Source organism: Paraburkholderia sp. 32 (genome assembly GCF_050435345.1).
Taxonomy (GTDB): domain Bacteria; phylum Pseudomonadota; class Gammaproteobacteria; order Burkholderiales; family Burkholderiaceae; genus Paraburkholderia; species Paraburkholderia tuberum.
The window spans coordinates 3,583,467-3,604,652 of record NZ_JBNDKD010000003.1 but is presented as its reverse complement, the minus strand read 5'-3'; the positions used below and the strand labels follow the sequence as shown (position 1 = coordinate 3,604,652).

Genomic DNA, 21,186 nt, shown 5'->3' with positions numbered 1-21,186 from the left:
ACATGTCCAGGCGTTAACCACGAAAACGCATTCCTTTGCGTTTTTCGCTCCCTCAGTTCACCGCCTCGAAAATCTCCCGCAGCCACCGCGCGAACACCCGCACGCGCGACGACAACTGCCGGTTCTGCGGATACAGCACCGACACCGGCATCGGTGGCGGCGGATAGTCCGCCAGAATGACCCGCAGCCGCCCCGCCGCCAACTCGCCATCCACGCGGTAACGCGGTACCTGCACGATGCCGAGCCCGGCGAGGGCCGCGCCCGTGTACAGTTCGGCGCCGCTGACCGACACCGCCGACGGCAGCACGAGCGCGGCATCCCGCCCGTCGACGCGGAATTCGAGCGGCACCGGCTTGCCGGTCGCGCTCGACACGTAGTTGACCGCGCGATGCGTCGACAGCGCGTCAGGATCGGCCGGCTCGCCATACTTGGCCAGATACGCGGGACTCGCGACCGTCACCTGCTGCAGTTGCGCGACGCGCCGCCCGACCATCGACGAATCCTGCAGCACGCCCGCGCGCAGCACGCAATCGATGCCCTCGCGCACGAGGTCGACGAGCCGGTCGTCCTCGCCGATCATCAGCTCGATGTCGGGAAAGCGCGCGAGAAACGCGGGCAGCGCCGGCACCACGAAGTGCCGCGCGAGCGTGCCCTGCACGTTCACGCGCAACAGCCCCTTTGGCGCGAGATTGGAAAACGCCCCCTCGGCCTCCTCCAGATCGGCGATCAGGCGCACGCAGCGCTGGTAGTGCGCTTCACCGTCGGGCGTGAGCCGCACCGTGCGGGTCGTGCGTTCGAGCAACCGCGCGCCGAGCCGCTGCTCGAGGCGCTTCATCAGGTTGGTGACGGTCGCGCGCGGAATTTGCAGATCGTCGGCGGCGCGCGTGAAGCTCTGGCGCTCGGCGATCCGCACGAATACGCGCATTTCCTCGAAACGGTCCATATCGGCGGATTATTAAAGCAAATGGAATGATGATGGCGAGTCTAACCGGATTATCTCTGCGCGCAAAGCCTTCATGATTCACCTCACCGATCCACCACCTTCTATGAGGAAACCAATCATGAACACGAACCCACAACCGAAAGTCGCCATCGTCACGGGCGCATCGCGCGGCATCGGCACGGCGATCGCACAGCGGCTCGCGAACGACGGCTACGCGGTCGCCGTCAACTACGCAGCGAGCGCGGGCGAAGCCGACGCGCTCGTCGGCGCGATCCGCGAAGCTGGCGGCAAGGCGGTCGCGGTGCAAGCCGACGTGTCGAAGCCCGGCGACGTACGTCGCATGTTCGAAATCACCGAACGCGAACTCGGCAAGGTGGATGTGCTCGTCAACAACGCGGGCGTGATGAAGCCCACGCCGCTCGCCGACACGCCCGACGCACTCTACGACCAAACCTTCGACATCAACGTGCGCGGCACCTTCAACACGCTGCGCGAAGCGGCCGCGCGCCTGAACGACGGCGGGCGCATCGTCAATTTCTCGACCAGCGTGCTCGCGCTGAACCTGCCCGGCTATGGCATCTACACGGCGACCAAGGCAGCCGTCGAAGCGTTCACGCGTGTGTTCGCGAAGGAACTGCGCGGGCGCAACATCACAGTGAATGCGCTCGCGCCGGGACCGATCGCGACCGCGCTGTTCCTCGAAGGCAAGACCGACGAGCAGATCGAGACGTTCGCGAAGATGCCGCCGCTGCAACGCCTCGGCGAGCCGGAAGACGTGGCGGGCGTGGTCGCGTTTCTGGTCGGCCCGGATGCGGGTTGGGTCAATGGGCAGGTATTGCGGGCCAATGGCGGTTTGGCCTGATGGGATGCGCTGGTCCAGCGTGCGGCCGAGCTGGACCAGCCGCTCAAACCGCCTTTGGATTGCGTTCCGCGAAGCCTTCCTGATGCCAGTACGGATACGCGGGGCGCACCGTGCTGGCCGCATCGAGCTTCGCGACCTGCTCCGGCGTCAGATTCCAGCCGACCGCGCCGAGGTTTTGCCGCAGTTGCTCCTCGTTGCGCGCGCCGATCAACAGCGTCGCGACGGTCGGCCGTTGCAGCAGCCAGTTCAGCGCGATCTGCGGCACGGTCTTGCCGGTTTCGGCGGCAATTTCGTCGAGCGCGTCGAGCACGTGGAACAGATAGTCTTCCGGCACCGGCGGCCCCATGTCGGCGGTCTTGTGCAGACGGCTCGTCTCCGGCAGCGGCTGGCCGCGCTTGAGCTTGCCGGTCAAGCGGCCCCAGCCGAGCGGGCTCCACACCACCGCACCGACGCCCTGGTCGACACCGAGCGGCATCAGCTCCCACTCGTAGTCGCGCCCGACCAGCGAGTAGTAGGTCTGATTCGCGACATAGCGCGGATAGCCGTAACGGTCGGCGATATCGAGCGACTTCATCAGATGCCAGCCGGAGAAATTCGACACGCCGATATAGCGGATCTTGCCCGCGCGCACGAGGTCGTCGAGCGTGGACAGCACTTCGGGGATCGGCGTTTTCGCGTCGAAGCCGTGCAACTGGAACAGGTCGATGTAATCGGTTTGCAGACGCTTGAGCGCTGAATCGACCGCCTGGATCAGATGGAAGCGCGACGAGCCGACGCCGTTCGGATCGTCGTCGAAACGAAAGGTCGCCTTGGTCGACAGGATCGCCTTGTCGCGCTTGCCCTTCAGCGCCTCGCCGAGCACCGACTCGGACGCGCCCTTCGAATAGATGTCGGCCGTGTCGAACATCGTGACGCCCGCGTCGAAACAGATGTCGATCAGACGCCGCGCTTCGGCGACGTCGGTCGCGCCCCACGCCTGGAAAAATTCACCCTTGCCGCCGAATGTACCGGTGCCGAGACTCAGCACCGGCACCTTGAAACCCGATGCACCCAGATGTCTGTATTCCATTGAAGAACTCTCCGTGGCATTGCCATCGATGAACGGAAGTTCAGTCTACGCGTCTCCGCCCGAAGGCGTCACGAAGGCGTGGCGCTCAGATCCCCCAATGCATCGCGCACGGCATCGATCACGCCGCCCCAATCGCCGAGCGCCGGTTGACGGAACAGACGTGCGCACGGATACCACGGCGTGTCGCTGCGTTCGAGCAACCAGCGCCAGCAGGTGTCGAAGCGGTTCAGGATCCAGACGGGTTTGTCGAGCGCGCCGGCCAGATGCGCGGTGGAGGTGTCGACCGAAATCACCAGATCGAGACTGGCGACGAGCGCGGCGGTATCGGCGAAATCGTGCAGCAGCCCGGTGTAATCGGCGACGCGTTCACCGTAGGCGCTTTCGGCTAATTGCGGCGCGGCCGCGCCCTTCTGCACGCTGAAGAAGCGAACGTTCGGCACCTCGAGGAGCGGCGCGAGTTGCTCGAACGTGAGCGACCGACGCGCGTCGATCTTGCGCAGCTCGGCGATATGCGCGCGGTTCTCGCCGGCCCAGACGAGGCCGACTTTCAGCGGCCTGATTGCGTTGGCATCCGCGTTGATGTTGCCGTCGTGTTCGATCCGCTCACGCCATTCGCTGACGGCCGCCGGCTGCGCAAAAAGATACGGCGTCGCCGCCGGAATGCTCGCTTCGTTCGTGCCGAACGCAAGCGGCAAGCTCAGCAGCGGGCAATGACAATCGAACGGCGGCAACGGCTGCCCCGCTTCGATCAACTGATCGACACCATCGAGCGTCGACAGCAATCGCAACAACGCGCCCGGCACTTCGAGCACGACCTTCGCGCCGAGCTTCGCAACGAGCGGCGCATAGCGGCAGAACTGCAACGTATCGCCCAGGCCCTGCTCCGCATGCAGCAGAATCGTTTTGCCGTCGAGCGGAACATCGCCGAGCCACAACGGCTGCGCGAACGCGCGCCTGCCGGCCTTGATGCGGCTGCGCTCCCAACGCCATTCGTATTCGCGCCAGCCGGTATCGAAGCGGCCCATTTGCAGCAGGCACAGCGCCTGGTTCCAGTGCGTTTCGACCGACGCCGGATTCAACGCAAGCGCGCGCTGATAGCTCGACAACGCCTGTTCGCGCTGATTCAGATCGATCTGCGCGAGACCGAGGTTGTTCCATGCATCGACGAAAGCAGGCGCAAGTTCCAGCGCGCGTTGGTAGCAGTGTTGTGCTTCGTGCGGCTGGTTCAGATCGCCGAGCACGTTGCCGCGATTGCTCCACGCATCCGGATAGTTCGGCTGCAACGCGAGCGCCTGGTCGCAGCTATCGAGCGCATCGGCATAGCGGCCGAGATCGCGCAGCACGCATGCGCGATTGTTCCACGCCGGCGCAAACTCCGGCACGAGCGAAAGCGCGCGTTCGTAGCTCGCGAGCGCATCGAGCGGACGGTTCAGCGCCGCCAATGCGTTGCCGCGATTGTTCAACGCATCGGCGAATTTCGGCTGCATCGCGAGCGCCCGCTCGGCACACGCGAGCGCTTCGTCATGACGCTGCAACGCGTTCAGCGCATAGGCGAGATTCGAATGCACGGCCGGCTGTCTCGCGTTGACCACGAGCGCCTTCTTCAGCAGATCGATGCCTTCCTGCAAGCGGCCCGTTTGCAGCGCGAGTTCGCCGAGCCAGCGCAACGCGTCGCCATGCTTCGGCTTCAGTTCGAGTATCTCGCGATACAACTCCTCGGCTTCGACGAGCGCGCCGTTCTGCTGAAGCGCGACGGCTTGTCGAAGCAGATGGTCCAACTGTTGCGGCAGACTGGCGTGCTTGCTCATGCGGTACCTGGAATCGGAGGCGCGAAGAATCGTCGGAAGAAGCGCACGATTATCGCCGAAAAGCCCGGGTTCGAAGTACCGCCGCCTGCCGCTTAGCGACGTGACGCCGCTTACTGCGCGGCCACGGACAGATGCTTGCGCTTCGCGAGATCCTGCGCCATCGCATAGTGCTGCTGGATCGTCGGCAGCGCCTGTTTCGCGGCGGCCGTCAACTGCTCGTCGCGGCCCGCCGCGATTTCCGCCTGGAAAGCGGACAGTGCCTTCTGTTCACCCGCGAGCGCGACCTGCTCGATGTACACCTTGTCGAAGTCCGCGCCGCGCAGATGGTTGATGCTTGCGAGCACGGCCGCATCGGGATCGTTCTTCGGCACGTCGACACCGCGCGGACTCGCTGCGCGCAACGCGTCGGTGATCCTGGCGTCGTCGCTCGACACGCGCTCGGCAAAGGCCTTCACGTCGCGGTCGGCCGAACGCGCGGTGGCGATACGCGCGGCATCGCGCTGCGTCGCGACGGCTTGCGTGCCGTCCGCGATGAAGGTCTGGTCGGCGGCATGCAAGCGGCCCGTGTCCGTGGACGCGGCGCTCTGCGCGCTGGCCACCGAGGCGGCCGTCAGAAGACCACCGAAGCAGGCAACGGCGGCGATGCGGGCCAAAGCGACGGAAGGGACGGAAGGCAGGCGGATCATACGTTCTCCTTGAGGTGAAAGCATCTGAAAGCAAAACGACGGACACGTGTGCGCCGCGAACGAAGCGTGCGATGCAAAACGCTGCGGACTGCTTGCGAGCCCAGCGCGGCGCCACGCTTTTATCGCTGCCGATTCTAGAAGCCACGCCGTCGGGCAGGTGAAACCCTGCTGTCGCTTCTGTAACCTTAGGTAACCCTCATATGAATGCGCACACGTTTGCCGTATTCGCGTGAATCGCGCGCGCCGCTCGACGCTGCCACGCAGTGCTGAATTTTTCGCCATCGGCGCCGATAACCAGATACAGGCACGCTCAGCACCGCTCAGCACCGCAATTCTGGAGAACGATTCCGATGGCAGACGACCACCGTGCCAATCACGAGCGCCACACCGAACGCAGCAACCTGACGAGCTCCAACAAGTTCGAGCTGCTGCTATACCGCCTCGGCCACGTGCCGGGCAGCGACGCGCACGAATTGTATGGGATCAACGTGTTCAAGGTGCGCGAAATCTCGACGATGCCGACCGTCACGCCGATCGCCGGATCGTCGCCTTACGTGATGGGCGCGGTCGACATTCGCGGGCAGATCATCCCCGTGATCGATCTGCCGCGGTTGATGGGCTGCGAGCCGACGCGCGGCCTGAACATCCTGCTGGTCACCGAATTCGCGCGTTCGACGCAGGCCTTCGCGGTCGAGGAAGTCGACGACATCGTGCGACTCGAATGGAACCAGGTGCTGTCGGCCGATGGCTCGGCGGGCGGCAAGCTCGTCACGAGCATCGCGCGCATCGACGGCAATACCGGCGACTCGCGCCTCGCCCAGGTGATCGACGTCGAGCAGGTATTGCGCGACGTGTTCCCGTCGCAGCATCCGAGCGTCGATCCGGCCTCGGTCGGCCAGGCGCTCGGCATCCGCCGCGGCGCGAAGATCCTCGCCGCCGACGACTCCGGCTTCGCGCGCAAGCTGATCGAACAGGCGCTCACCGCGATCGGCGCTGACTACATCATGACGAAGACCGGCGAGGAAGCGTGGCAGACGCTGCAGCAGGTCGCGCGCGAAGCGCAGAAAAACGGCGCGCGCGCGAAAGACACCATCGCGCTCGTATTGACCGATCTGGAGATGCCGGAGATGGACGGCTTCATGCTGACGCGCCAGATCAAGGCCGATGAACGCACGCGCGATATTCCGGTGATCATTCACTCGTCGCTGACGGGCGCGGCCAATGAGGCGCATGTGAAGAACGCGGGCGCCAACGGCTATGTCGCGAAGTTCGCGGCGAGCGAGCTCGCCGATGCGATCCGTGATGCGCTGGGTGCCGCGCCGGCGAAGGCGGCGGCGGCTTGAGCTCTGGGGTGTCGAGCAGTGAATCGGGTCGCCGCGCTCAACGATGCGCGGCAAGCTCGATCGAGAAATCCATCCGGCCGATCTCGATGCCCATCGTGTTGAGGCGCTGCGGCGCATGAAAGCCGTCGAGCGCCGCGCGTTGTTCAGGCGTACCGATATCGAGCACGGCGAGCAACTCGGCGGTGACCGCGTAGAGCACGGCGGGATTGCCGTCCTCGATCTTCAACGCGATGCCTAGCGCGCCCTTCGCGCCGAGCCGCGCGGTCTGCCGCGATGCGCGTACGCCGATCGCATAGCTGCCGTCCGCGCCGACCTTGCCGACCAGCGCGCCATCGAAAGCCCGCATCAGCAGCGTACAGAAGCGCCCCTCACCGCCGACCAGTTCCGGGTACGACGTCATCGCGCGATAGATGCGCGCGAGCGCGGCCGCGCGCGGCGTCGTCGCGGCGGCTTCGGTTTCCTGTTGATCCTGTGCCGCCGCGAGCTTCGCGAACAGACGTGCGAGCCGGTCGAGCGCAAACGCCGGCGTCGGCAGATTGCAGCCGTCGATCGCCCATTGCACGCCCTCGTCGGGCAGATCGCAGACGCTCGCGACCGTCTGCTTCACCCGCACCTGCAACGGATGCCCGGGCAGCTCATAGCCGGCGAGCGCCGCGCCGATCGAACCCGCGCCGGCCAGCATGCCCGCGTGCTTGCCCGAACAGTTGCTGCACACGCCGGTGGGCGCAAAGCCGCGCCGGATCCAGTCGACGTACACCGCATCCGATAACGGCGGATGGCCGCCGCAACGCAGATCGGCCTCGCTCGCCTGCGCTTTCGCGAGCATGCCGCGCGTGCGTTCGATATGACGCGGCTCGCTGCTGTGCGATGCGCACATCAGCGCGAGATCGGCTTCGTCGAAACCGCAACGCTCGAGCGCGCCGGTTTCGAGCACCGCGAGCGCCTGGGCCGGCTTCGCGGCGGAACGCGCGAGCGTCATGCGCGCGGCGTCGCCGAACGAATACAGCAGACGACCGTCCGCATCGACGACCGCGACGTGCGCGAGATGCGTGTTCTCGACGGATTCGCCACGATAGATCGTCGCCGCGACCGGCGCGGCGGGGTGCAGTTCGGACTGGCTCATGCGGTTCGTCTCCTCGTCGTGTCATGGATCGGGCGATGGCGCCCAGGCCCTGGCAATCAGGCGCTCGCCGCGAGCGCCTCTTCGCGCTCGAGCGTACGCGTGTGCCGCAGTTCGGGAAAGAACCGCATCCACAACAGCGCGATCACGATCGTCGCGACACCGCCGACCAGCACCGCCGGCTGCGCGCCCCACCATCCCGCGGTCAGGCCCGATTCGAACTCGCCCAATTGATTCGACGTCCCGATGAACAACGAATTGACCGCGCTGACGCGGCCGAGCATTTCATCGGGCGTGCGCAATTGCACGAGCGACAGCCGCACCACCACGCTGATCGTGTCCGACGCGCCGAGCACCATCAGCGCGAACAACGACACGAGGAACTGATGCGACAGCCCGAACACGATCGTCGCGATGCCGAACACGATCACGCCGCCGAACATCGCCGCGCCGGGCCGGTTGCGCAATGGAAAATGCGCGAGCCAGATCGTGCCCGCGAGCGCGCCGATCGCCGTGCCCGAGCGCAACAGGCCGAGACCGAGCGGGCCCGCGTGCAGCACGTCGCGCGCGAAGATCGGCAGCAACGCGGTCGCGCCGCCGAACAGTACCGCGAACAGATCGAGCGACAGCGCGCCCAGAATCACCGGCTCGCGACGAATGAACGCGATGCCCGAAAAGATCGATTCGAGCGTGACGGGCGCGCGGCTCGCCGGCTTCATCTGCAACGGAATGCTCCACACCGACGCGGCCGCCGCCGCGAACGTCAGCGTGCACGCGAGATACGCGGCACCGGGACCGATGCCGTACAGCAGACCACCGAGCGCGGGCCCGGCGATCTGCGCGGTCTGATTGGCGGACGTCGCCCACGCGGTCGCCTTCGGCAGATAGCCGCGCGGCACCACGGCCGGCAGCAGCGACGCCACGGCCGGCGATTCGAACGCGCGCGACGCGCCGACGCAGGCAGCCAGCACGTAGATGACCGGCGCGCTGATCCAGCCGCCGAAGGTGCCGATCGCGAACAGCAATGCAGCGACACTTTCGAGGCTCTGGCAGACGGCGGCGATGCGGCGGCGATCGTAACGATCGGCGACATGGCCGACGACGAGCGTCAGCAGGAACATCGGCAGAAACTGCGCAAGACCGACGAGGCCAAGTGCGAACGCGCTATGCGTGAGCGCGTAGACATGCCAGCCCATCGCGACCGCGAGCATCTGGAACGACAGCGACGACAGGATGCGGGTGCACCAGAAACGCTGGAACGGCGGGTGTTTCGGCAGGCTGAAATGCGGGGAATCGGCGGGATCGATGGAGGCTGGGGGCATCGGTTGTTGCTCGTGACAGGGCGCATCGGGGCGTGGGTTGGGCGGGCGCTAGTTTAGAGCAAGACCGGAGGGCATGCACAAAGGAGGCTGATCTCGAACCAGTGGAGACGCCCATCGTCGAAATGGGGGCCATACCTAAACCGTAGCCCGGCACATCGGACACCCATGTGCCATCGAAAAGATTGAAAGCCAAAGTGTGGCCTGGCTCTTCAGTTGCATACAGATCCAGTTCAGTTCCTTTCAATTTGGCGCCTCGATTGATCGTCAAGTTTGCCGATTACGGTGCATCAGCGCGCCGTATGTCACGCGACGGGCGTTAAATCGAACGCGCGTCCGCATCAATGGGCACGATTGGGCATCAGTCGGGCTCGCCGCGCGCTTCGCGGTGCGTATATTTATGCTTGATGTATCGATGTGAACTGCCGGGCTGTTTGCGGCTATGATTGTGCCCCGTGGGCAACCGCCCGGCTGGCGGCACGCCGGCCCAGTCCCACCGGCCAGCCACACCGTCTAACACTCGAACTCCCGGAGGGCATCGAATGGTACTGGGGTGGCTCGTCCTACTTCCGTTCATGGCCGCGGCGCTCATTGCGCTCACGAGGCCGCGCGCCGCCGCGCTCTGCACCTGGATCGCGTTCGCGACGGCGCTGTTCGGCTGCGCGCTGCTGCTGAGCGAGCGCGTGGGCATGGGCGACCACGACGTGCTGCAATGGCGCCATGAGTGGATGCCCGACATCGGCCTCGCGCTGTCGCTGCGCCTCGATGGCCTCTCGTTCATGTTCGCGTTGCTCGTACTCGCGATCGGCCTGCTCGTCTTCATCTACGCACGCTACTACCTCGCCGGCAGCGATTCGTTGCCGCGTCTGTACCTGCTGCTACTGCTCTTCATGGGCGCGATGCTCGGCATCGTGCTGTCGAACAACCTGCTGCTACTCGTCATCTTCTGGGAACTGACGAGCCTCGTCTCGTTCCTGCTGATCGGCTTCTGGCCATCGCGGCCCGACGCGAGGCGCGGCGCACGCATGGCGCTCACCATTACCGGCGCGGGCGGTCTCGCGCTGCTTGCGGCCGTGCTGTTGCTCGGCCACGTATGCGGCAGCTACGAGCTGAACGACGTGCTCGCCCAGCTTGACAAGGTGCAGCACGATCCGCTCTACCCGGCCATTCTGCTGCTCACGCTGTTCGCGGCGTTCACGAAGTCGGCGCAGTTTCCTTTTCACTTCTGGCTACCGCACGCGATGTCGGCGCCCACACCCGTGTCGGCCTATCTGCATTCGGCGACGATGGTGAAGGCCGGCGTGTTTCTGCTCGCGCGTCTCTATCCGCTCTTCGAAGGTACCCACCTGTGGGCTTACACGGCGACAGTGGCCGGGCTCGTCACGCTGGTGGGCGGCGCGGGGTTGGCGTTGTTGCAGCGCGATCTGAAGGGCCTGCTCGCCTATTCGACCATCAGCCATCTCGGCCTGATCGTGCTGCTGTTCGGCCTCGACACGCAGCTCTCGACTGTCGCCGCGCTCTTTCACACGGTCAACCACGCGGTGTTCAAGGCGTCGCTCTTCATGGCCGCGGGCATCGTCGATCACGAAACCGGCACGCGCGATCTGGGCCGTCTGCGCGGCCTGCGCAGGTACATGCCGCATACGGCCGTGCTCGCGAGCGTCGCGTCGCTGTCGATGGCCGGCGTGCCGCTGCTCAACGGTTTTCTCTCGAAGGAAATGTTCTTCGGCGAAACACTCGCGCAAAGCATGTTCGGGCCGCTGAACCTCGCCGTACCGGTCATCGCGATCGTGGCGGCGGCGCTCTCCGTGGCGTACTCGCTACGTTTCGTCTGGGGCGTGTTTTTCGACGGCGAGACGCCGCGCGATCTGCCGCACTATCCGCCGCACGAGGCGCCGCGCTTCATGCGGCTGCCGGTCGAGATTCTCGTGGCGCTGTGCCTGCTGATCGGCCTGTTCCCGCAGCAAAGCATCGGCAGGCTGCTCGAGTCGGCCGCGTGGGTCACGCTCGGCGGCAAGCTGCCCGACTACAGCCTGAGCCTGTGGCACGGCGTCAATACGCCGCTCGTGATGAGCGCGGTGTCGTTCGCGGCGGGCGCGGCGCTCTTTTTCCTGCGCCGCAATGCGTTCCGCCACCGTCGAACGGCGCTCACCGAGTTGAACGCGAGCGAAATCTTCGAGCGCTTCGTGCAGCGTCTCGAACAGTGCGCCGGCGTGATCGTGCGCTTGTTCGAGACGCGCTCGCTGCCGGCCTACCTCGCATGGATGATCGCGGCGATGCTGATCGTGCCGGGCGTGCCGCTCGTCGCGCTCGACACCTGGAGCGGCAGCCACACGCGCCTGCCGCCCGATCCGTTCACGCTGGGCGGCCTCGTGCTGATGGCGTTGCTCGCCGTCGGCGTGGTGCTCGTGCGTGCGCGCACCCTTTACGCGCTCGTGATGCTGAGCACCTGCGGCCTGCTCGTGTCGCTCGCCTTCGTGCGCTTCTCCGCGCCCGATCTCGCGCTCACGCAGATCTCCGTCGAACTGGTCACGATCCTGCTGCTCGTGCTGGCCGTCTATTTCCTGCCCGCGCTGCAACGCGCCGTCGAGCCGCTCCCCGTCCGGCTGCGCAACGGCGTACTCGCGCTCGCGGGCGGCGCGCTGCTCGGCGCCGTGTCGTACAGGATCATGACGAGCGCGCCGCTGCCAGGCATCGCTCCGTACTTCCTCGCCAATGCGCTGCCCGGCAGCGGCGGCCACAACGTCGTCAACGTGATCCTCGTGGATTTCCGCGGCTTCGACACGATGGTCGAAATCAGCGTGCTCGTGGTCGCGGGGCTCGCCGTCAAGGCGCTGCTGCGCGGGCTGCGCCTGAAGTCGCCCGATGCGGGGCCGGATGGCCGGCCATGGTCGTCGCAATCGCATCCGCTGATGCTCGCGATCCTCGCCCGGCTGATGCTGCCGCTCACCGTGCTCGTCGCCGTGTTCGTGTTCCTGCGCGGCCACAACCTGCCGGGCGGCGGCTTCATCGCGTCGCTGATCCTCTCGATCGCGTTGTTGCTGCAGTACGTCGCGAGCGGGGTGCTGTGGACCGAGTCGCGCATCCACCTCAACTACCGCGCGCTTGCGGGCTTCGGCATTCTGATCGCCGCGGCCACGGGGCTCGGCAGTCTCGCGTTCGGCCAGCCGTTTTTGACCAGTGCGTTCGGGCACCTGCACGTGCCGCTGATCGGCGAGATCGAACTGTCCACGGCGATGCTGTTCGATCTCGGCGTAACGGGCGCGGTGGTCGGCACGACGCTCACGATCGTCTCGCACCTCGGCGTACGCGACAAGGACATGCAGTCCGTGGAGAAAAGCTGATGGAAGCCGCCTTTGCCATCGCGATCGGCGTGCTTTGCGCGTGCGGCATCTACCTGCTGCTGTGCGCACGCGTGTTGCCGGTGATTCTCGGCATCACGCTGTTCTCGTATGCGATCAACCTGTTCCTGCTCGGCATGGGCCGGCTTGCGATCGGCAAGCCAGCGGTCATCGCGGCGGGGGCGCAATACGTCGATCCGGTGCCGCAAGCGCTCGTGCTGACGGCCATCGTGATCGGCTTTGCAATGACGGCCTTCACCGTGGTGCTCGCGCTGCGCTCGTTTTCGATCACGGGCAACGATCACGTCAATGACGAGGAGACGCGCGTCGAATGAACCACGTTCTCCTGCTCCCGATCCTGATTCCGCTCTTTTCCGCGGGCGTCATCGTCGTGCTGCCGCTGCGCGCGAAACGCCTGCAACGCGCGCTGAACGCGCTCGCCATCATCGCGCTGCTGCCCGTCGCGTGCCTGCTGATGGCGCGCGCCGCGCAAGGCGAGATCGCCAGCTACGCGCTCGGCGCATGGCCCGCGCCGTTCGGCATCGTGCTGGAACTCGACCGGCTCGGCGCGCTGATGCTGGTGCTCACCGCCGTGCTGGCGGTCTGCTGCCTGCTCGGCACCTCGAGCGAGGACGCGAGGCGCGGCCGCTATTTCCGTGCGTTGGTCCAGTTCGAGCTGATGGGCCTGAACGGCGCCTTCCTCGCGGGCGATCTCTTCAACCTGTTCGTGTTCTTCGAGCTGCTGCTGATCGCGTCGTACGCGCTGCTGCTGCATGGTGGCGGCGCGCGACGGGTGCGCAACGGGCTGCACTATCTGTTGATGAACCTCGTCGGTTCGTCGTTCTTTCTGGTCGCGATCGGCGTGCTCTACGGCGTCACGGGCACGCTCAACATGGCCGACATGGGCGAACGTCTGGCGCGTCTCGGGCCGGAGTCGCTGCCGCTCGCGCAGTTCGCGGGCGCGACGCTGATGCTCGTGTTCGGCCTCAAGGCCGCCGTGTTTCCGATGTCGTTCTGGTTGCCGCAGGCCTACCGCAGCGCCATCGGCCCGGTGGCCGCGCTGTTCGCGATCATGACCAAGGTCGGCATCTATGCGATGCTGCGCTGCGACGCGCTCGTGTTCGGCGCGGCGGGCGGCGTGCTCGATGCGTTCATGCATCAGTGGGCGTGGTGGCTCGCGATCGCGACGATCGTGTTCGGCGCGCTGGGCGCGTTGGCGGTGTCGAGTCTCAAGACCACGACGGGCTATCTCGTGCTGGTTTCGGTGGGTCTGCTGATCGCGGCGATCGCACTACAGACGCCGCTCGCATGGAGCGCGCTGCTCTACTACCTGATCAGCACGACGCTCTGCACAGGCGCGCTGTTCCTGCTCGCCGACACGCTCGAACCCGAGCAAGCCCCGCCCCCGCACGCCGCCCACGCCGCCGTTTCCGCCGATGCCAATTCGATCGAGCCCGGCTCGCTCGAAGCGCTCGACGACGCGGCCGCGGCGGCCATCTCGCCCGACCCGGACGGCGAAGCGGTGGCGACGCTGGCGCGGGTGCAGCCGCTGCAGGTCGAGACGGCCGGCACGCTCGCCGTGCTGGTCGGGGAACCGGCTCACACCGAAGCCGAAGCTACGGTCGAAGCGGTCCCGCGCACGCATGCACCGTGGCCGTCGAACCTCGCCGCGCTGCTCTATCTGATCGTCGCGGTGGGCGCCGCGGGCCTGCCGCCGCTGTCCGGGTTCCTCGGCAAGGCGATGGTGCTGGCCGCCACGCCGCTCGGCGCGGCAGTCGTGCTGTGGCCGGCCGTACTGCTGTCGAGCCTGCTCTCGATCGTCGCGCTGAGCCGCACGGGCACGCGCCTGATGTGGGCCGCGCCGGCCGCGCGCGCCGCCGCCGGCAAAGAGGAGCGCGCACCGCGTGGCAGTAATGCGAAGCTGGCCGCCTGCGCGATCCTGCTCGGCTGTGTCGTGGCCATCACGCTCGGCGCGGGCGCGGTGCGGCACTATCTCACCGATACGGCGACACAGCTATTCGATCGCGGCGCCTACGTGCACGCGATCCTGCCCGCGGCGCGCTCCTCGCCACCAGCGGCCGCCGCGACCACGGCCGACGCGCAGGGGAACTGACGATGTTGAAAAGGCTCTTCCCCCACCCGTGGCTCGCGGTCTTGCTGATCATCTGCTGGGTGCTGCTGATGAACGACGTCTCGCTAGGCAATCTGCTGCTCGGCGCCGCGCTCGGCTACGCGATCTCTTTTCGCGTCGCCGAAGGCTTGTGGCTGCGACCGGTGCGCTTCGGCCGACCGTGGCTGCTCGTGCTCCTCGCCTGGCATGTGTTGGTCGATATCATCGTGGCCAACGTCGAGGTCGCGCTGCTCGTGCTCGGCCCGACGCGGCGGATGCGCCCGGCGTTCATCGAAGTGCCGCTCGACAGCACCCACGAGATCGCGCTCACGGTGCTTATCAGCGTGGTCTCGCTGAGCCCTGGCACGCTGTGCGCCGAACTCAGCGACGACCGCACGCGCCTCTCCGTGCACGTGCTCGATCTCGGCGACGAAGCGGCACTCATCGCGCTCATCAAGTCCCGTTATGAAGCCCCATTGATGGAGATCTTCGCATGCTAGCCATCGTGATTCCGATCTCGCTCGCGATCCTCGGCATCGCGTTCCTGCTCGCGCTGTGGCGCCTCGTGCGCGGGCCGTCGCTGCCCGATCGCATCGTCGCGCTCGACACGCTCAACATCAATGCGATCGCGTTGATCGTCGTGTACGGCATCAGCTTACGCTCGACGGTGCTCTTCGAGGTTGCGCTTCTGATTGCCGTGATGGGTTTCGTGGGTACCGTCGCGCTCACCAAGTACCTGCAGCGCGGCGACATCATCGAACTCAACTAGCGTGGGGTATGCCGATGGAAACTTTTGTCGAAGCGATCGTTTGTTTGCTGCTGCTGGCCGGCAGCCTGTTCACGCTGGTCGGGGCGGTCGGGCTCGCTCGGCTGCCCGACTTCTTCATGCGACTGCACGGTCCGACCAAGTCGACCACGCTCGGTGTGGGCGGCATCGTGCTCGCGTCGGTGGTGTATTTCAGCGCGCATAACAACTTCGCGAGCCTGCATGAGTTGCTGATTCCGGCGTTTCTGTTTCTCACCGCACCGATTAGCGCACATATGCTGGCGAAGGCTGGGATTCAGCAGGGAGTGACGCTGTCAGAGGCGACGCGGGGGCGGCCGCCTGTTACGGGCGCTTGCGCGGAACGGGGGAATACGGGGGAGTTGCGGAAGGGGGATGAGGGGTGAGGCTCGTCGAAGCTTCGCGCCTCTCGGGAATTGCACGACAGACAGGAAAATTGACGCGGATGAATGAGGTTGTCGTTGTACTGAAATATCAAACCTACAATGGAATGCCGTACTACATTCTTACTGCATATGTTGGATGATCGTTACCCGAAACTGTATCAGTTGTTTGGCGCATACCTTAATCAGGATTCTGATTTATGGGGAGATACGATTCCGGAAATTGTTTCATGCTACAAGAGGGACTGCCCGCGGGAAAGCCAACTCGAAATGATCCACGAAATAGATTCGTTCATAAGCGAGCACCCGGATGATCTGGATTCAGCGTTTGAAACGGATTACGGGCAAGATTTCGACCCGGCGTTGTGGGGCTACACGACCGCTTCGTTTCTCGAGGAATTGAGGCGTCTTCTGAGCGAGTAAGCGACTCGTCGGAGCGCGAGGTTGGTTCGATCTCACCTGGCGTGGCCACTCCGAGCCCGACCTTGCCGATCTGATGGCTGAACCGGCGTGGATCGAATACCCCACGTCTCAGAGAAACTTCCACCGCCGCCCTTCCCGACACCCGTGTTCAAGGTAGTGTGCCGCCGGATCTGCATTGGCTGCCGCAATGTCCGGATTGAGTTGGAGATAGACGGCGGAATCGAAATCCGGTGGGAGTTTCGGCCTTGCGTAAGGCTCAAATGCATCAGGCATGCTGCGTTCGATGACGGCATGCTCGACCTCGACTCCAGAATAAATGTTGGGCTGAACAAAACCTGTGCTGGCATCCTTGATCTGTCGATAGTGGGTCTGACCGAACGCCGGGTCAGATACCACAGGGGTGTAGTACACGCAGTTTTCGAAGTAATAGTGCGTGACCTGACTCCAACGGGTACGGGTTGGATCGGTCTGCTTCGAGCCGCCATGCAGCAGGTTCGAAGCCCAAATCAGTGCCTGCCCCTTCCTGGCGTGGAACGTTACAGGGGCGATTCCTGCTTTCCTGATCAGTTGCTGCCAGAGGCTCAAGTATCGAGCGTAGTGCGCCGTGGGCTTGTGCTGCGTTGCCGAGCAGACGCCCATGTGCTCATTCACACCCCCCGCGTCACAATGGTTGTCGCCTGGATAAAATTGGAATCTGGGGGCGATAAAGAGAGAACAAGTTGGCGCGTTACGGAAAGACATTCAAGGACAGAGCAGTGGCGCGGTTGCTGCCGCCGGAGAGCGCATCAGTGGAAGAGGTTGCGCGAGAGATCGGTGTGGGCGCGCAGACGCTGGAGCGCTGGCGCAGTGATGCGCTGTCCAGGCCCGCTCGCGAGCGGGCATGGACAGCGGCCGCGCGTTTCGAAGCGGTGTTGAGCACGGCAGCGATGGACGAGACGGCCCGCAATGCGTGGTGCCGCGAGCATGGCGTGTATCCGCAGGAACTGGCGCAGTGGCGGCAAGCGGCCACGCAGGCGCTGGCCGAGCCCGAAGAGGCCCGTGCGAGTCCACAGCAGACGAAGCAGGACCAGCGTCGCATCAAGGAACTGGAACGCGAACTGCGGCGCAAGGAGAAAGCACTGGCCGAGGCAGCCGCATTGCTGGTTCTTTCAAAAAAACTCGGGGCGATCTTCAACACGGACAAGGGCGAGGACGAATGATCGGCCTCGAAGATCGCCAGTTCCTGGCCCGGGAAATCGATTCGGCAAGACTGGCTGGCGCACGGTTGCGCCTGGCCTGCGAGGTGGCCGGAATCGACGTGCGTACCCTGCAGCGCTGGAGGGCCAATCAAGGGCTCGTCACTGGCGACGCCAGGCCCGGCGCGATGCGCCTGCTGCCCGCGCACACCTTGAGCCCGCAGGAGCGGGAAAACGTGCTGCGCGTAGCCAGCGAGCCGCGCTTTGCCGACATGCCACCGGCGCGCATCGTGCCGATGCTGGCTGACGAAGGCGTGTATATCGCCAGCGAATCGACCTTTGCACGCGTGCTGCGCGAGCATGGGCAGATGAGGCGCCGTGGCCGTGCCAGAACTCCTTCGAGCGGCCGGCCGCCGACCACGCACGTTGCAACCGCGCCGCGCCAGGTGTGGTGCTGGGACATGACCTATTTGCCGGCAACGGTCACAGGGCGATGGTTCCACCTGTACCTGATTCTGGACCTGTACAGCCGCAAGATTGTCGGCTGGGAGGTGCACGACAGCGACGCGGCCGAACACGCTGCTCATCTCGTACGTCGTACGGCGCTCTCCGAAGGCATTGCCGCCCTTGAGGCCCGGCCGGTGCTGCACGGCGATAACGGGGCGACGCTGAAGGCCACTACCGTGCTGGCGATGCTGCACTGGCTGGGCATCAAGCCGTCGTACTCGCGCCCCCGGGTCAGCGACGACAACGCCTATGCCGAGGCGCTGTTCCGAACCGCGAAGTACCGGCCGGAGTTTCCGGTCACAGGCTTCGAGGACCTGAACGCTGCTCGCACCTGGGCTGCCGGCTTCGTGCAGTGGTACAACTTCGAGCATCGTCATAGTGGCATCCGCTACGTGACGCCTGCGCAGCGTCACGCCGGTGACGATCGTGCGCTTCTCGCCGCTCGGCATGCACTGTACGAGAGGGCCCGCGAGCGCAATCCGGCCCGCTGGTCGCGCCACACGCGCAACTGGACACCGGTTGGTGCCGTGACGCTTAACCCCGAACGCGACTCAGTCGTCGAGATGGCGTCGATCAGCGCAAATAAACAGCCTCTGGCTGCATGAGTGAGGCGACAACTTGCTTGACGCGCGCCGCACATAGGTCGGAAATTTGTGGCTGCCCGGATAGTATTCGAGCGCGCCATTGGTGCCGTCCACGTCTTCCAATGCGACTCACACACCGCACATGAAGCGCTCTGGAACGCACGAAAAGTGTATGGCGTCGTTGTGGATAGGCTGCTGGGTTCCGACAGGAAAGTTCAGCGTCTGGAACGGGATGGCACGGCGTCCGTAGAGCTGGGAAAGAAGATGAAGAATCTGTGGATTGGAGGCCAGCGATCGCACGTCCTCGTCGGTCTCCCACGCGTCCTGCACCCTCATGCCGTCATTTTTATGCCAGAGCTCGTCGCGCCAGTGGTCAAAATCAAACCTTCCATGGAATTTCGTTTTGATTCGTTCCGCGCGCGCGTCGAACTCGGCATCCGGAAAATCGATAATCGCGAAGCCATTCTCACGGAGTTGTCTGGCCACACGTAAAACGTTTTCAGATGCCTCCTTCTGGGCGAAAAGCTCGTCGAAGAACGGCGATTCAACATCTGGAACGCCTGGCAACGGATTCACGAAGGAAGTATTCATGTTGGGTGTATCGGCAATGTTTATGTTGCGAATGACCACCGATGCAGTCTAGCACGTTGGTTTTGCCGCACCACCGTTACCTTGTCATCACCATGTGCAGCGCCGCTCGCGCCAACCTCAATCTGGAGCACAGTCCGCACGACCGGACTATCGCGGGAGGAATTCGGAATGCAGTTTCAAAGCTCGAGAACGAGGTCCGATGTGCGTCGGCTGCAGCAAAGCAAACGGAAGCCCTTTTGAACCTCTCTTTCACGAATCCCACCGTTGTGCTTCATATCCACAGTGCCCTCGAGCACCCTGGTTTTACACGTCCCGCATACAACCTGACTGCAGGACGACGGTATCGGGACGCTGTTCTTCCTGGCAGCAGCCAGCACGGTGTCAGACGGGCTCATGGTGAACGTCCTGGCCGAGCGGGAAAGCCTGACCGTGAACACCTCTCGAACCGCACCGTTCTTTTCCTCCACAGGCTCCGGCGCCACAGCCGGCGCGAAAGTGAAGCTTTCCTGATGGTAACGGTCCGGGTCGTGACCGCCTTCGTGGAGCAATTCTTTTACTGCGGACATGTAGCCGGCAGGGCCGCAGGTGAAGAATTCCCGCTCCTTGAAGTCGGGCAGCCATTCAGAAAGCCGTTGCAGGCTAAGCCGACCTGTCGCGCCAGCCCAGTCGCCTTCGTCACCGATGCCTTCGCATACGAAGAACAGCTTCAGTCGCGGCGACAGCTTCGCCAGCCTCTGCAGTTCCGCGCGAAAAACGATATCGGCAGGCGTCCTCGCGCTGTGCACAAATGCGATATCCCGGTCAAGCCCGAGGTCGATGCTCGCCCGGGTCATCGACATCAGTGGCGTCACTCCCGAACCGGCTGACAGATAGAGCGACTTTGGCGCAGCGGAAACCGTAGACGTGAAGGTTCCCGACGGACCATATGCGCGCAACTGCCCCCCGGCTTCATATTGTCGTGAAGCCAGTTCGACATGACGCCGCCAGGCACGCGCTTGACGGTAATGGACACCAGATATGGACGCGTTGGCGGCGAAGAAATCGTGTAGCAGCGTTCGACTGTGTGTCCCTGTACGTTCGCGGACACCGTCATGAACTGCCCCGGCTCAAAGCGCACTGGCAAACCATCCTCCGTGCGGAACTCGAAGCTCTTGACGTCGTGCGTTTCGTCAACGATGCGGCAGCACGTCAGCGTTTGCTGTTCACCACTCGGCCAATGCCGGGCACCACTTTCCCAGGTTCCGGCGTGAGTGAGTCGGTCGACAATCTCCGGTGCCCGGTCAAACATCTTTTCTACGGAATTCATGATGGTGACTCTGCTTCAGATGCCGTGCGCGCTCAGGCGGACCGCATACCAGCGTGAAAACTGGTCGACATAGGCTTCGGTGAACGGCGAGAACACACCCGGCACATATGCCGGGTCTTGCGTACCTTCGTGCGTGATTTCCACCAGGTGCTTGTCCTGTGTGTTGGTCGCTATCCAGACTTCAGTCAAATCCTTGAGGTTGTAATCGGCACCCTCAACCGCATCGGCATAAACCAGCCACTTGGTGCGCACCAGCGTCTTGTCGGGGGCAACGGGAATGATGTACGAGATGACCGCGTGGTCGCTCATGACGTGAGTCCATGAGTTGTGTGTCCACAGGTGCCGGTCGCCGAGGTCGCGTCGCGTGAGATTGCCGAACAGCTTCGTGCTGGCGACCCTGGTGCTGATGGTCTGCGACTCGCCTTCGCCGGCGATGCCAAGTTGCTGCGCCCGGAACTGGGTGACCGCATCTTCGTCAAGCCACTCGACGGCCTCGCCTATGAACCCATCGCGCTCCCAGCTCGTCTGGCACGCTGCGTTACGCGTCTTGTAGTCTTCGAGTGCGCACAGCGATTCTTCGCTCAGATTCTCTGGACAGAAGCCGAAGTCTTCGGGCAGGAATGAGGCCGTTAGTTCCGGATGAGTGGCCTGGCAGTGGTAGCACTCGCGGTTATTTTCCATCACGAGTTTCCAATTGCCGTTCTCGATGATTTCCTGCTCGAAGGCAATCTTCGTATTTCGCAAATCGTACGGTGCGAATCGAGGCGTCATCGTCTCTTCCAGCTTCGAGATGTCCTCGGGTTGTTCTCCGTTTCTGCCGGACAGCGCGAAA

20 protein-coding genes and 2 pseudogenes are annotated in these 21,186 nt (G+C 64.4%); 11 read left to right on the top strand and 11 right to left on the bottom strand.

From position 1 onward, the window contains the following. Nucleotides 1-52 precede the first annotated feature (52 nt). Nucleotides 53-943 (bottom strand): LysR family transcriptional regulator, encoded by an 891-nt coding sequence (locus tag OKW26_RS39505; RefSeq protein WP_429356931.1) that lies wholly within the window; start codon nucleotides 941-943, stop codon nucleotides 53-55. Between the two features lie 118 nt (nucleotides 944-1,061). Here OKW26_RS39505 and OKW26_RS39500 point away from each other — a divergent pair, with 118 nt between their 5' ends. After that, nucleotides 1,062-1,805: an SDR family oxidoreductase gene (locus OKW26_RS39500; protein WP_429356930.1), complete on the top strand. Its 744-nt coding sequence runs from the start codon at nucleotides 1,062-1,064 to the stop codon at nucleotides 1,803-1,805. 43 nt (nucleotides 1,806-1,848) lie between these two features. On the opposite strand, the gene OKW26_RS39495 is transcribed toward OKW26_RS39500, so the two are convergent. The 3 genes from OKW26_RS39495 to OKW26_RS39485 form a co-directional block, all read right to left on the bottom strand. Further along, nucleotides 1,849-2,874 (bottom strand): aldo/keto reductase, encoded by a 1,026-nt coding sequence (locus OKW26_RS39495; RefSeq protein ID WP_429356929.1) that lies wholly within the window; start codon nucleotides 2,872-2,874, stop codon nucleotides 1,849-1,851. Nucleotides 2,875-2,942: 68 nt separating this feature from the next. Continuing rightward, the gene (locus OKW26_RS39490; RefSeq protein WP_429356928.1) at nucleotides 2,943-4,682 is read right to left on the bottom strand and encodes a tetratricopeptide repeat protein; all 1,740 of its coding nucleotides are present in this window, start codon (nucleotides 4,680-4,682) and stop codon (nucleotides 2,943-2,945) included. A gap of 110 nt (nucleotides 4,683-4,792) precedes the next feature. Next, entirely contained in the window at nucleotides 4,793-5,368 is a 576-nt protein-coding gene (locus tag OKW26_RS39485) for a DUF4142 domain-containing protein (protein WP_429356927.1), read from the bottom strand. A gap of 350 nt (nucleotides 5,369-5,718) precedes the next feature. On the opposite strand from OKW26_RS39485, the gene OKW26_RS39480 reads away from it, so the two are divergent. Then, nucleotides 5,719-6,711, top strand: coding sequence for a chemotaxis protein (locus tag OKW26_RS39480; protein WP_090803881.1), 993 nt, complete (start codon nucleotides 5,719-5,721; stop codon nucleotides 6,709-6,711). 37 nt (nucleotides 6,712-6,748) lie between these two features. Here the strand turns inward: OKW26_RS39480 and OKW26_RS39475 are convergent, their stop codons facing one another. Together OKW26_RS39475 and OKW26_RS39470 are read right to left on the bottom strand one after the other, a co-directional pair. Continuing rightward, nucleotides 6,749-7,834, bottom strand: coding sequence for an asparaginase (locus OKW26_RS39475; protein WP_429356926.1), 1,086 nt, complete (start codon nucleotides 7,832-7,834; stop codon nucleotides 6,749-6,751). 56 nt (nucleotides 7,835-7,890) lie between these two features. Next, nucleotides 7,891-9,153 (bottom strand): MFS transporter, encoded by a 1,263-nt coding sequence (locus OKW26_RS39470; RefSeq protein ID WP_429356925.1) that lies wholly within the window; start codon nucleotides 9,151-9,153, stop codon nucleotides 7,891-7,893. Nucleotides 9,154-9,692: 539 nt separating this feature from the next. Between OKW26_RS39470 and OKW26_RS39465 the strand changes: the two genes are divergently transcribed. The 8 genes from OKW26_RS39465 to OKW26_RS39430 are packed head-to-tail and all read left to right on the top strand — an operon-like array spanning nucleotide 9,693 to nucleotide 16,191. Then, nucleotides 9,693-12,494, top strand: a complete 2,802-nt coding sequence (locus OKW26_RS39465; RefSeq protein WP_429356924.1) for a monovalent cation/H+ antiporter subunit A — start codon at nucleotides 9,693-9,695, stop codon at nucleotides 12,492-12,494. Beyond that, on the top strand, nucleotides 12,494-12,826 hold the full coding sequence (locus OKW26_RS39460) for a Na+/H+ antiporter subunit C (RefSeq protein ID WP_429356923.1): 333 nt from the start codon (nucleotides 12,494-12,496) through the stop codon (nucleotides 12,824-12,826). Before OKW26_RS39465 ends, OKW26_RS39460 begins: the two co-directional genes overlap by 1 nt. After that, nucleotides 12,823-14,604, top strand: a complete 1,782-nt coding sequence (locus OKW26_RS39455) for a monovalent cation/H+ antiporter subunit D (protein ID WP_429356922.1) — start codon at nucleotides 12,823-12,825, stop codon at nucleotides 14,602-14,604. The genes OKW26_RS39460 and OKW26_RS39455 overlap by 4 nt, the downstream gene beginning before the upstream one ends. Before the next feature lie 2 nt (nucleotides 14,605-14,606). Beyond that, nucleotides 14,607-15,101 carry a Na+/H+ antiporter subunit E gene (locus tag OKW26_RS39450; RefSeq protein ID WP_429356921.1) on the top strand — a complete coding sequence of 165 codons (495 nt, stop codon included), beginning with the start codon at nucleotides 14,607-14,609 and terminating at the stop codon, nucleotides 15,099-15,101. Next, nucleotides 15,095-15,370 (top strand): K+/H+ antiporter subunit F, encoded by a 276-nt coding sequence (locus OKW26_RS39445; protein WP_018418609.1) that lies wholly within the window; start codon nucleotides 15,095-15,097, stop codon nucleotides 15,368-15,370. Before OKW26_RS39450 ends, OKW26_RS39445 begins: the two co-directional genes overlap by 7 nt. An 8-nt stretch (nucleotides 15,371-15,378) precedes the next feature. Further along, a complete protein-coding gene (locus OKW26_RS39440) occupies nucleotides 15,379-15,771 on the top strand; it encodes a Na+/H+ antiporter subunit G (protein WP_429356920.1) in 393 nt (130 codons plus the stop codon). A gap of 59 nt (nucleotides 15,772-15,830) precedes the next feature. After that, nucleotides 15,831-15,911 carry a hypothetical protein gene (locus OKW26_RS39435; protein ID WP_409259047.1) on the top strand — a complete coding sequence of 27 codons (81 nt, stop codon included), beginning with the start codon at nucleotides 15,831-15,833 and terminating at the stop codon, nucleotides 15,909-15,911. Then, nucleotides 15,901-16,191 (top strand): contact-dependent growth inhibition system immunity protein, encoded by a 291-nt coding sequence (locus tag OKW26_RS39430; protein WP_429336071.1) that lies wholly within the window; start codon nucleotides 15,901-15,903, stop codon nucleotides 16,189-16,191. The genes OKW26_RS39435 and OKW26_RS39430 overlap by 11 nt, the downstream gene beginning before the upstream one ends. A gap of 108 nt (nucleotides 16,192-16,299) precedes the next feature. On the opposite strand, the gene OKW26_RS39425 is transcribed toward OKW26_RS39430, so the two are convergent. Then, nucleotides 16,300-16,842, bottom strand: a complete 543-nt coding sequence (locus tag OKW26_RS39425) for a hypothetical protein (RefSeq protein ID WP_429356919.1) — start codon at nucleotides 16,840-16,842, stop codon at nucleotides 16,300-16,302. A gap of 68 nt (nucleotides 16,843-16,910) precedes the next feature. Here OKW26_RS39425 and OKW26_RS39420 point away from each other — a divergent pair. Continuing rightward, nucleotides 16,911-18,478, top strand: a protein-coding gene (locus OKW26_RS39420; RefSeq protein WP_429353101.1) for an IS3 family transposase whose coding sequence is annotated in 2 segments (ribosomal slippage) — nucleotides 16,911-17,349 and nucleotides 17,349-18,478 — 1,569 coding nt in all. Because the reading frame shifts where the segments join, the coding sequence is not laid out codon by codon here. Here the strand turns inward: OKW26_RS39420 and OKW26_RS39415 are convergent. The 4 genes and pseudogenes from OKW26_RS39415 to OKW26_RS39400 form a co-directional block, all read right to left on the bottom strand. Then, complete coding sequence (locus OKW26_RS39415; RefSeq protein ID WP_429356918.1) at nucleotides 18,425-18,580, bottom strand: hypothetical protein; 156 nt, start codon at nucleotides 18,578-18,580, stop codon at nucleotides 18,425-18,427. The genes OKW26_RS39420 and OKW26_RS39415 overlap by 54 nt on opposite strands. A 6-nt stretch (nucleotides 18,581-18,586) precedes the next feature. After that, the gene (locus OKW26_RS39410) at nucleotides 18,587-19,048 is read right to left on the bottom strand and encodes a hypothetical protein (RefSeq protein WP_429356917.1); all 462 of its coding nucleotides are present in this window, start codon (nucleotides 19,046-19,048) and stop codon (nucleotides 18,587-18,589) included. Nucleotides 19,049-19,224: 176 nt separating this feature from the next. After that, a pseudogene (locus OKW26_RS39405) lies at nucleotides 19,225-20,354 on the bottom strand (FAD-binding oxidoreductase). 15 nt (nucleotides 20,355-20,369) lie between these two features. Next, nucleotides 20,370-21,161 (bottom strand): annotated as a pseudogene (locus OKW26_RS39400) (RHO alpha subunit C-terminal catalytic domain-containing protein); the annotation flags it as partial. Between the last annotated feature and the right edge of the window lie 25 nt (nucleotides 21,162-21,186).

What these genes read in the sequence shown, in the direction of transcription:
- OKW26_RS39505 (WP_429356931.1), bottom strand. Translation starts at nt 943, where the DNA reads ATGGACCGTTTCGAGGAAATGCGCGTATTCGTGCGGATCGCCGAGCGC.
- OKW26_RS39500 (WP_429356930.1), top strand. Translation starts at nt 1,062, where the DNA reads ATGAACACGAACCCACAACCGAAAGTCGCCATCGTCACGGGCGCATCG.
- OKW26_RS39495 (WP_429356929.1), bottom strand. Translation starts at nt 2,874, where the DNA reads ATGGAATACAGACATCTGGGTGCATCGGGTTTCAAGGTGCCGGTGCTG.
- OKW26_RS39490 (WP_429356928.1), bottom strand. Translation starts at nt 4,682, where the DNA reads ATGAGCAAGCACGCCAGTCTGCCGCAACAGTTGGACCATCTGCTTCGA.
- OKW26_RS39485 (WP_429356927.1), bottom strand. Translation starts at nt 5,368, where the DNA reads ATGATCCGCCTGCCTTCCGTCCCTTCCGTCGCTTTGGCCCGCATCGCC.
- OKW26_RS39480 (WP_090803881.1), top strand. Translation starts at nt 5,719, where the DNA reads ATGGCAGACGACCACCGTGCCAATCACGAGCGCCACACCGAACGCAGC.
- OKW26_RS39475 (WP_429356926.1), bottom strand. Translation starts at nt 7,834, where the DNA reads ATGAGCCAGTCCGAACTGCACCCCGCCGCGCCGGTCGCGGCGACGATC.
- OKW26_RS39470 (WP_429356925.1), bottom strand. Translation starts at nt 9,153, where the DNA reads ATGCCCCCAGCCTCCATCGATCCCGCCGATTCCCCGCATTTCAGCCTG.
- OKW26_RS39465 (WP_429356924.1), top strand. Translation starts at nt 9,693, where the DNA reads ATGGTACTGGGGTGGCTCGTCCTACTTCCGTTCATGGCCGCGGCGCTC.
- OKW26_RS39460 (WP_429356923.1), top strand. Translation starts at nt 12,494, where the DNA reads ATGGAAGCCGCCTTTGCCATCGCGATCGGCGTGCTTTGCGCGTGCGGC.
- OKW26_RS39455 (WP_429356922.1), top strand. Translation starts at nt 12,823, where the DNA reads ATGAACCACGTTCTCCTGCTCCCGATCCTGATTCCGCTCTTTTCCGCG.
- OKW26_RS39450 (WP_429356921.1), top strand. Translation starts at nt 14,607, where the DNA reads ATGTTGAAAAGGCTCTTCCCCCACCCGTGGCTCGCGGTCTTGCTGATC.
- OKW26_RS39445 (WP_018418609.1), top strand. Translation starts at nt 15,095, where the DNA reads ATGCTAGCCATCGTGATTCCGATCTCGCTCGCGATCCTCGGCATCGCG.
- OKW26_RS39440 (WP_429356920.1), top strand. Translation starts at nt 15,379, where the DNA reads ATGCCGATGGAAACTTTTGTCGAAGCGATCGTTTGTTTGCTGCTGCTG.
- OKW26_RS39435 (WP_409259047.1), top strand. Translation starts at nt 15,831, where the DNA reads ATGAATGAGGTTGTCGTTGTACTGAAATATCAAACCTACAATGGAATG.
- OKW26_RS39430 (WP_429336071.1), top strand. Translation starts at nt 15,901, where the DNA reads ATGTTGGATGATCGTTACCCGAAACTGTATCAGTTGTTTGGCGCATAC.
- OKW26_RS39410 (WP_429356917.1), bottom strand. Translation starts at nt 19,048, where the DNA reads ATGAATACTTCCTTCGTGAATCCGTTGCCAGGCGTTCCAGATGTTGAA.